This is a genomic window from Melioribacteraceae bacterium 4301-Me, from assembly GCA_041538185.1.
Taxonomy (GTDB): Bacteria; Bacteroidota; Ignavibacteria; order Ignavibacteriales; family Melioribacteraceae; genus Pyranulibacter; species Pyranulibacter aquaticus.
In genome coordinates this window covers 284,604-292,892 of record JBGORM010000005.1, presented here as the reverse complement: position 1 = coordinate 292,892, position 8,289 = coordinate 284,604, and the positions used below count along the sequence as shown (strand labels likewise).

8 protein-coding genes are annotated in these 8,289 nt (G+C 34.5%); 7 read left to right on the top strand and 1 reads right to left on the bottom strand.

The window, feature by feature from the left end; translation table 11 throughout:
* A partial coding sequence (locus ABRY23_10465) for a phage integrase N-terminal SAM-like domain-containing protein (protein MFA3783474.1) occupies positions 1 to 175 on the bottom strand: 175 nt, incomplete at its 3' end.
* 229 nt (positions 176 to 404) lie between these two features.
* Here ABRY23_10465 and ABRY23_10460 point away from each other — a divergent pair.
* From ABRY23_10460 to ABRY23_10430, 7 genes are all read left to right on the top strand, one after another.
* Complete coding sequence (locus ABRY23_10460; GenBank protein MFA3783473.1) at positions 405 to 1,355, top strand: LysR substrate-binding domain-containing protein; 951 nt, start codon at positions 405 to 407, stop codon at positions 1,353 to 1,355.
* Between the two features lie 50 nt (positions 1,356 to 1,405).
* A complete protein-coding gene (locus ABRY23_10455; GenBank protein ID MFA3783472.1) occupies positions 1,406 to 1,759 on the top strand; it encodes a co-chaperone GroES in 354 nt (117 codons plus the stop codon).
* Positions 1,760 to 2,175: 416 nt separating this feature from the next.
* Positions 2,176 to 2,436: a hypothetical protein gene (locus ABRY23_10450; protein ID MFA3783471.1), complete on the top strand. Its 261-nt coding sequence runs from the start codon at positions 2,176 to 2,178 to the stop codon at positions 2,434 to 2,436.
* A 162-nt stretch (positions 2,437 to 2,598) separates the two neighbouring features.
* A complete protein-coding gene (locus ABRY23_10445; protein ID MFA3783470.1) occupies positions 2,599 to 2,892 on the top strand; it encodes a nucleotidyltransferase domain-containing protein in 294 nt (97 codons plus the stop codon).
* Positions 2,889 to 3,110, top strand: coding sequence for a hypothetical protein (locus tag ABRY23_10440; protein MFA3783469.1), 222 nt, complete (start codon positions 2,889 to 2,891; stop codon positions 3,108 to 3,110). The genes ABRY23_10445 and ABRY23_10440 overlap by 4 nt, the downstream gene beginning before the upstream one ends.
* A gap of 562 nt (positions 3,111 to 3,672) precedes the next feature.
* The gene (locus ABRY23_10435) at positions 3,673 to 5,319 is read left to right on the top strand and encodes a T9SS type A sorting domain-containing protein (protein ID MFA3783468.1); all 1,647 of its coding nucleotides are present in this window, start codon (positions 3,673 to 3,675) and stop codon (positions 5,317 to 5,319) included.
* Between the two features lie 201 nt (positions 5,320 to 5,520).
* Positions 5,521 to 8,286, top strand: coding sequence for a TonB-dependent receptor domain-containing protein (locus ABRY23_10430; protein ID MFA3783467.1), 2,766 nt, complete (start codon positions 5,521 to 5,523; stop codon positions 8,284 to 8,286).
* The last annotated feature ends 3 nt before the right edge of the window (positions 8,287 to 8,289 follow it).

Here is an 8,289-nt window from a genome sequence, read left to right as displayed (position 1 = left end):
GCTGAATCTCATCTTTGCCCATTTCGTTTGGGTGGCGTTTATTGTGGAAAAGTATATATCTCTTTATCCAAGTGATGTATGCTTCTTCCGTCTTTCGACTGTAGTGGTTTGTTCTGAGTGCTATCCTTACTTGATCAAGTAGCTTAGGCTTGTTGTTAGTCTCTTTGAAGGTCATTAACTATTCCCCCAAGACTCAAACTTTTTTACTAGAAATTAACCGAATTTAAAAATAATGTCAATAAAAAATTTTGTTTTGAGCAAAAGTACTAATCCCCCAAGTTCATGCCCGATGCGTTTTCTTTGGGCTAAATATGACAAGTGTGATTCAACTGCTAATTTATTTATCAAAATAGATATTTATTATTATATTTATAATAAGTAGTATTAGTTAACATTGAACACTTATGACCATAACGCAACTTACTTACATAGTTGCAGTAGATAACTTTAAAAGTTTCGCGCAAGCTGCATCTGAATGTTTTGTCACTCAACCCACGTTAAGCATGCAAATCAAAAAGCTGGAAGATGAACTTGGTATAAAAATTTTCGACCGTGCCAGCTATCCAGTTAAGACTACTAAAATAGGTGCTAAAATTATTGAACAAGCACGAACTGTACTCAAAGAGCATCAGAAAATAAAAGAAATTGTAGATGAAGAACTTGGAATTATTAAGGGTAGATTTCGACTTGGAATAATACCAACTATCGCCCCTTTTTTGTTGCCATTATTTTTAGAGAACTTTATTAAAAAGCATTCACAGTTGAATCTGGTCTTTGATGAAATTGAGACTGACATAATAATCGACAAACTTAAAAAAGACCAGCTCGACGCTGCTATTCTTGCAACCCCGCTTAATGATAACACTATTGTAGAAGAACCAATTTATTATGAACCTTTTGTTGCTTATGTTTCAAAAAAGCATTTTCTCTTTAATCGAAAAAAAATAAATGCAGCTGAATTACAGCTTAAAGACTTATGGCTGCTTAAAGAAGGACATTGTTTTAGAGACCAAGTTATAAATATTTGTAAAAAATATTGCAGTATTAATCCTCAAGAAGAAAAACCTTCTCCCACATTTGAAGGAGGCACTATTGAAACTCTTAAAAAACTTGTAGAAAATAATTTTGGTATGACTCTACTTCCCTATCTTGCTGTTAAAGAAATTGAGAATACTGAAAACTATAAATTTGTACGTGAGTTTGAAAAGCCGGTACCAAAAAGAGAAATAAGCATTGTTTATCATAAATCTTACGGTGGGAAAAGAATTATTAAAGCATTAAAAAAAGAGATTCTGTCTGTTGTTCCCGCACAATTACTCGTCAAAGAAAAGAGTATAATTGTTACAAGGGATTAAAAAAAACTGTATAGTTTCTTATTTTTGTAGAAAATGTTTAGGTAGTTATGATGATTAACACAGAAAAAATAATTATAGTTGGCGATCGGCTGCTTATAAAACCCGAGGAAAATCTTGAGAAAACTAACAGCGGCTTATACCTTCCGCCTGGCGTTCATGAAAAAGAAAAGGTGCAGGGTGGCTATGTAATTAAAATTGGTCCTGGCTACCCAGTTGCAATACCTACAGACGATGACGAACCTTGGAAAGAAAAGAAAAGTGCAAAATACATTCCCTTGCAGGCAAAGGAAGGTGACTTTGCACTCTTTTTAAGGAAAGATGCAATCGAAGTTGAAATCGAAAAACAAAAGTTTGTCATTGTTCCCCAGGCTGCTGTTCTCCTTCTTTACAGAGATGAATTTTAATACCTAATAATTTTTTTCATTTCCTTTCTTTCTTAGTTAATGCTTTTGATGAATACAAAACACATTTAAAAAGTTATTTTTGTTACACCATCACAAAACTGTCTGAGGATTTTCAATAAAGTAATAAGGTTAAGAAAACAGTTGGCAGAATTAAATTTTTCGTCCAGTTTTTAAAACTACTCTTTTTGTAGGTCTTTGTCAGATTGTGAGGTTCTTAGAAGTCTGCTTATCCTAAAGAATTTTTTACTTATAAGCCCCCGATTTTAATCCTTTGTGAATCAATAACATTTATATCCTTACTTATTTAAAAGTTTTTCTAAAAACCTTATTCACTTTTCTTTACCTTAGTAAGTAACACATACTAACTATGGAACTTCAACCTTATTACCTTATTTTTTGGCTTAACGTTTTCTCTAATGTCAAAGATCAAATTTGTTTCAGCAAATCCTTCCGAAGCACAATTCTGCTTCATGAGTTTTGTAAAGCCGAATTTTTTATTCTTTGTAAATGAAAAATCCCTCAGAATGAACAGCAAAATTTCTGAACTACACGCAATAAACATAATGGATTATCTTTTTTCACATTCTGAATTATTGAAAGGAAGATTGTCATCCGCAGGTTACACAGGAAGCGATCCCATTATACTATTGAAGGAAGAAAAAGAAACAATAGGATAGAGACTGTTATTAATCAGCGATAATGATTGCATGGGGCATTATTCGTGAGTGTGCTTTTCTTTTACATTCTTTTATTGTTTGAATAAATTTACTACTAAACAAAATAGAGAATAGTATTAAATTTTCGAGCGACTTTTCTGAAAATATGGAGGATTGAATAAAATGAGGTTAAAGAAAGAATATATTGAAATTATCAAAAGCGCAGTCAAGTACTATTTTGGGGAGAGCACTCAAGTCTTTCTTTTTGGGTCGCGGACTGATGATAATAAAAAAGGCGGGGATATTGATTTATACATAGAGACAGATATAAAAGACCATGTATTTGAGAAAAAAATCAAGCTGCTTAGAAAACTTCATAAAGAACTGGGCGAACAAAAAATTGATATCGTAATTAATAATTTTACTGGTGATAAGTACATTTATCGAGCAGCTAAAGAAGAGGGAATTCCATTATGAAAAAGAGTGAAGAAATTCTCAAGTCAGTGGTTAAAGAATGTCAAAAGCATGCCAAGAGAATGAATTATGCTTATCAAATAATATTATATCATACACCCTTTACGGGGGAACTCTTATCAAAATTAAGTGATGAGGAACTAGCTTTTATTGACCAAGTAACCTATAGGTTTTCAAAATTTCAAGATACAATTGGCAAAAACTTTTTAAGGCGGTTTTAGTATCATTGGGTGAAAACGTATTAAATAAATCAGCAATTGATATCTTCAACAGGTTAGAACAGTTAGAAATAGTTAAAAATTATGACAATTAGAAAGAATTGAGAGAACAGAGAAATGAGTTAGCCCATGAATATGACTAAGAAGAAAACAAAACCGCAGAAAAATTAAATTTACTACTTAAAAAGAAAGCTGACCTTGAAAATTATTTGGATGGTATTTTAAATTATCTTGCCAAAAGAGGCTTACTAAAAATACGAGACTTGGAAACGAAAGATTAGATACAGATAAAATGAGTATAAAAAACAGTTATAATAGAATCAAGTGAAAAACTACCCGTTTGTGTAGGCTATTAAAGATTTGCAATGGTTATATTTTTTTTAACCAAGTCATATTAATGAACAAAAAAGCATATTTTATTAATTAAAATAGATGCAGTTTTTGTTGTTTTCCCACTGCTAAGGTAAGCAAAATACAATAAAGAATTCCAAAATGGAGAGCAGGAATTTTTATTTAATTTAATTTTAACTACATTTAAAACAACATTAAAAAACAAGGAGGGGTTATGAAGCGTTTTTCCTTTTTATTTTTAGTTCTATTTATCTCATCATCACTATTAACAGCACAGGATGTTTTTCAGAGAACATCTACTATTCCAATCCTTAAATATGAAACAGGGGGTGGTGGATTTGGGGGTGTTATTGCTGGGGTAGATTTTGACGGTGATGGTCGGACTGAAATCTATGCGTGCAATACTAATTTTGTTGATAGGGATGGTGAGCTTATCCCACGAATTTACAAGTTTGAATGGAACGAAGCTACGGCTACGTGGGATTCCGTTTGGAGTGCAGTAGCTCCTTTAACGCTTCAAAATACATGGCCAGCGCTAACATGGGGTGATTTAGATAAGGACGGTAAACCGGAAATATACTGGGGACCAGTTAATTATAGTCCTTATCCCGAACTGCCAAGAATCTTGGTATATGAATACCCAGGTGACGGAAGTGACAATATGGGAGTTGATGATGGTTTCGGCGGATTTAACCCTAATGCCAGCACTCCAATAGTAAAGGGAGATGGCATAAATTTGAGGCCAATAAAATTTGAAATTCGCGATATTGATAACGACGGAACTGATGAACTAATTTTCGTTGAAAGGGGAAACTCTTATCAATACGGCGTTCTTTCAGTAAGCAACATTCCGGATAACGGTGACGGCTCTGAAACATGGACACTCGAAGCAAGTGGTTTTAATGACCCAAACTTATCTGGCACAGGTGCAAAATACGATTTTAGTATTATTGGTAATATTATTTATCTTTTTGGGGGCAACGGTTTAGTATATCCTGTAAAGTACGCTGATGGAACATGGACATCGTTACCTCCATTACATGGTGTAGCAAACGAATACGGCTCTTTTAAAGGTTCAGTAACTGCCGATTTAGATGGTGATGGCGTTGATGAAATTGTTTTAGGCGGCTGGGGTAATCCCACTAGAGTTTTTGTTCTTAAACAAGCTGGTGATACTCTACAAACTTTTGATGTTACCGACACACTAATTGATGTGCACACACTTAATGGCGCTGCAAAAGGAGATCTTGACAGTGACGGCAAATTGGATTTTGTATTTGGTACTAGAGGCAGTCCAGCAAGTGTTCCAAATAATGCTGTCCTTAGAGTTGAATTTCAAGGGGGAGACATTTCCGACCGCGCTAATTATAAAACATCAATAATTGATTCATTGCTAGTACCTGCCCCTGGAGGAACTGGTGGGCAACTCGATGTTGTTTACATAGCTAACATTGACGGCGATACTGATGACGAAGTACTTTATACCCAAGGCTATACCAGAGGGGTTTCTAATGATACCACTGCGGACCTTGCAATCGTAGAACTTAAACATACTCCCACAGCTGTAAGAGAAATTACTCGTGGTGAACTTCCGACAAATATTTATTTAGAACAAAATTATCCTAACCCATTTAACCCAACAACTATTATTAGATTTGGACTTTCTGTAAGTACAAACGTAACTTTGAAAGTTTATGATATTTTGGGACGTGAGGTCACCACATTAATTAGCAATGAACAAATGAACGCAGGAAAATTTGAAATTAAGTTCGATGCTTCAGGTTTAGCAAGTGGAACTTATATTTATAAGCTTACTGCGGGTAACAATGTTATATCTAAAAAAATGCAGTTAATCAAATAAAAATTACATTAGGATATTAATCTAAGTAGATATTTGCGGTAAACATAGTTTTATAAAAATATAAATTGAGCAGCAGCTTATTATTTAGTGAAATATTTTATACCCCCTCTTTTTTATATGCTAAACATAGATTGATGAAGAAGAGGGGTTAGTTTATCTGCTTCTCTTAACAAAGATTACTATTGCAACTTAGAGGTAGTAATGAAAAAAAAATTACTCGTTTTAATTTATCTATTTACAGCTTTCTCCCCCTTGCCTTCAGTTTTAATAGCAGGAACAACTGGAAAAATCTCAGGTAAAGTAATTGATGCAAGTACAAAAGAACCTCTAATAGGAATCAACATAATACTTGAAGGTACAACCTTAGGAGCAGCTTCGGATATTAACGGTAATTATATTATTAATAATATTCCGCCTGGTATATATAATATCGTTGCCTCAGGCGTTGGTTTTCAAAAAAAAATAATTACAGGGGTTAAAGTTTCTTCTGATTTTACAACTAATATTGATATTGAACTTGAACAAGGAGAAATTACCCTTCAAGCTATTACAGTACAAGCAAAAACTCCCCTTGTAAGGAAAGATTTAACCTCGTCAAAAAGCGTAGTTGATGCCAGGCAAATTAAAAGCTTGCCTGTTGAAGATGTTGACCAAATATTAACTTTACAGGCTGGTATTGTAAAAGGTGCGGATAACGCCATTCACATACGTGGGGGGAGAGCAAATGAAGTAGCTTATACTGTTAATGGTTTAACTGCAACTAACCCTTTTGATAACGGAAGGAGCGTACAAATTTCACCCAATGCGATAGAGGAACTCTCCGTTGTAAGCGGTACTTTTAATGCAGAATATGGCAACGCATTAAGCGGTGTTGTTAATACTATCACAAAAGAAGGGGGAGAAAATTATAAAGGATACCTCGCTTTTTATTCCGGCGATTATATTACACCCCGTGATAATATTTTTACTAATATAAATATTGTAAAACCTTTTACAAATTATGTAATGGAATCAACTTTTAGCGGCCCAGTTCCTTTCCTTAACGATAAAGTAACTTTCTTTTTATCAGCAAGATATGACAATGACGAAGGATACCTCTACGGTATTAGAGAACATAATCCATGGGATTCTGTTTATGTTAAGCCTGGAAGTGCGACAGATATTACAGTTGTTTCCACAGGAGATGGAAAAGCTGTTCCAATGAATTTTAGTAAGGACTTTAATAGCACTGCTAAACTCACCATTAAACCAGCGTCTACCATAAAAATCAACTACGATGTAGTTTACTCTAAAAGTAAATATCAAAATTATTCTCACGACTTTAAGTTTAATCCAGATGCTAACTACAACAATTACGCATGGGGATTGCTAAATTCACTTGAAATACGGCATGCTATTAGCAGTAGTACCTTTTACTCTTTAAAAGGAGCATATAATATATATGATTTTAAGCGCTACCTTTATCCATTGCTCGATGCTGCGGGCAATGAGGTGAGTTTTAGACCTGGGATGGATTTAACTGTTCTTCACGCTGATCCTCGCTATCAACCCGAACACAAGTTAAATAAAGTTGCAGATCTTACTTTTGTTGCCGGAGGAACTCTTAATGAACATTTTTACCAAAGGTCTAACAACATTGAACTTAAATTTGATTTGACAAGCCAATTAAATAATAACCACGAAGTAAAATTTGGCCTACAAAGCAAAATTTATAAAATGGATTTTGAACAATTTGAAGTACTCCGAGATACAACTCAATATCTAACCCCAACTATTTTAGGTCCAGAAACTTCAGTACACGATTTGTACACTAGAAATCCCCTTGAATTCTCTGCCTATATTCAAGATAAAATGGAATTTGAAAGTATCATCATCAATGCTGGTTTGAGATATGATTATTTTTATTCCGATGCCCAATATTCCACAAATATCTTCTATCCTACACCTTACGATCCTACTGTTCCACCTTATATTGACAAAAGCACATTACTTGCAAAAGCTTCTCCTAAAACAAGCTTAAGCCCTAGAATCGGCATTTCTTTCCCAATTACAGATAAAGGTATAATCCACATTTCTTACGGTCACTTTTATCAGATTCCACCATTTAGCTTTTTATACGACAATCCAAACTTCGAAGCAATTGCTGGAATACCAAGATATGGGAACGCAAATTTAAATCCAGAAAAAACTGTTACATACGAAATTGGTCTGCAGCAGCAATTGACGGATAATCTTGCATTCAATATAACTGGTTATTTCAAGGATGTGAGAGATTTGCTTGCGGTTCAAGAAATAAGAGCAAGCAGTAGCAAGACCTACGAAAAATATGTCAATAAAGACTATGGCAACATTAAAGGTATAACATTTTCGCTAACTAAAAGAAGAACACAGAACGATATGCTTAGTGTCACTGTAGACTATACTTTTCAAGTTGCAGAAGGAAATAACACAAGCGCAGATAATTTCTTTATTGATTTATCTTCCGGAAGACAAAGTGAAAAAGTTCCAGTGCCGCTTTCTTGGGATCAAACTCACACTTTAAACGGCACAATATCTTTTGGTAAACCGTCCGATTGGAATATTACTTTAGTCGGACGTTTAGGTACTGGTCTGCCATATACCCCGGAAATTTCAACAAGACAAATATACTTAACTGCAAACAGCGGGAGAAAGCCATCCCAAGCCACTGTTGATCTCTTAGCGGAGAAATCATTTACATTTAACACTACAGCTGTTACTCTCTTCGTGAAGGTCTTTAATTTGTTTGATACGCTTAACGAAAGGCTTGTATATAACAGCACAGGAAGAGCAACATACTCGCTTGATCAAATTAAAGGTCCCGCAAAACAAGTAGATGAATATGCTGCAACTATCCCAGGTGTCCATAGTTCACAAGAGTATTTTAATAGACCGAACTACTATCAAGCACCCCGCGAGGTAAGAGTTGGCATGTCAATCGAATTCTGATAC

Bases quoted from the DNA above. Each gene is read 5' to 3' on its own strand.
- ABRY23_10430 (MFA3783467.1), top strand. From the start codon at position 5,521: ATGAAAAAAAAATTACTCGTTTTAATTTATCTATTTACAGCTTTCTCC.
- ABRY23_10435 (MFA3783468.1), top strand. From the start codon at position 3,673: ATGAAGCGTTTTTCCTTTTTATTTTTAGTTCTATTTATCTCATCATCA.
- ABRY23_10440 (MFA3783469.1), top strand. From the start codon at position 2,889: ATGAAAAAGAGTGAAGAAATTCTCAAGTCAGTGGTTAAAGAATGTCAA.
- ABRY23_10450 (MFA3783471.1), top strand. From the start codon at position 2,176: ATGTCAAAGATCAAATTTGTTTCAGCAAATCCTTCCGAAGCACAATTC.
- ABRY23_10445 (MFA3783470.1), top strand. From the start codon at position 2,599: ATGAGGTTAAAGAAAGAATATATTGAAATTATCAAAAGCGCAGTCAAG.
- ABRY23_10460 (MFA3783473.1), top strand. From the start codon at position 405: ATGACCATAACGCAACTTACTTACATAGTTGCAGTAGATAACTTTAAA.
- ABRY23_10455 (MFA3783472.1), top strand. From the start codon at position 1,406: ATGATTAACACAGAAAAAATAATTATAGTTGGCGATCGGCTGCTTATA.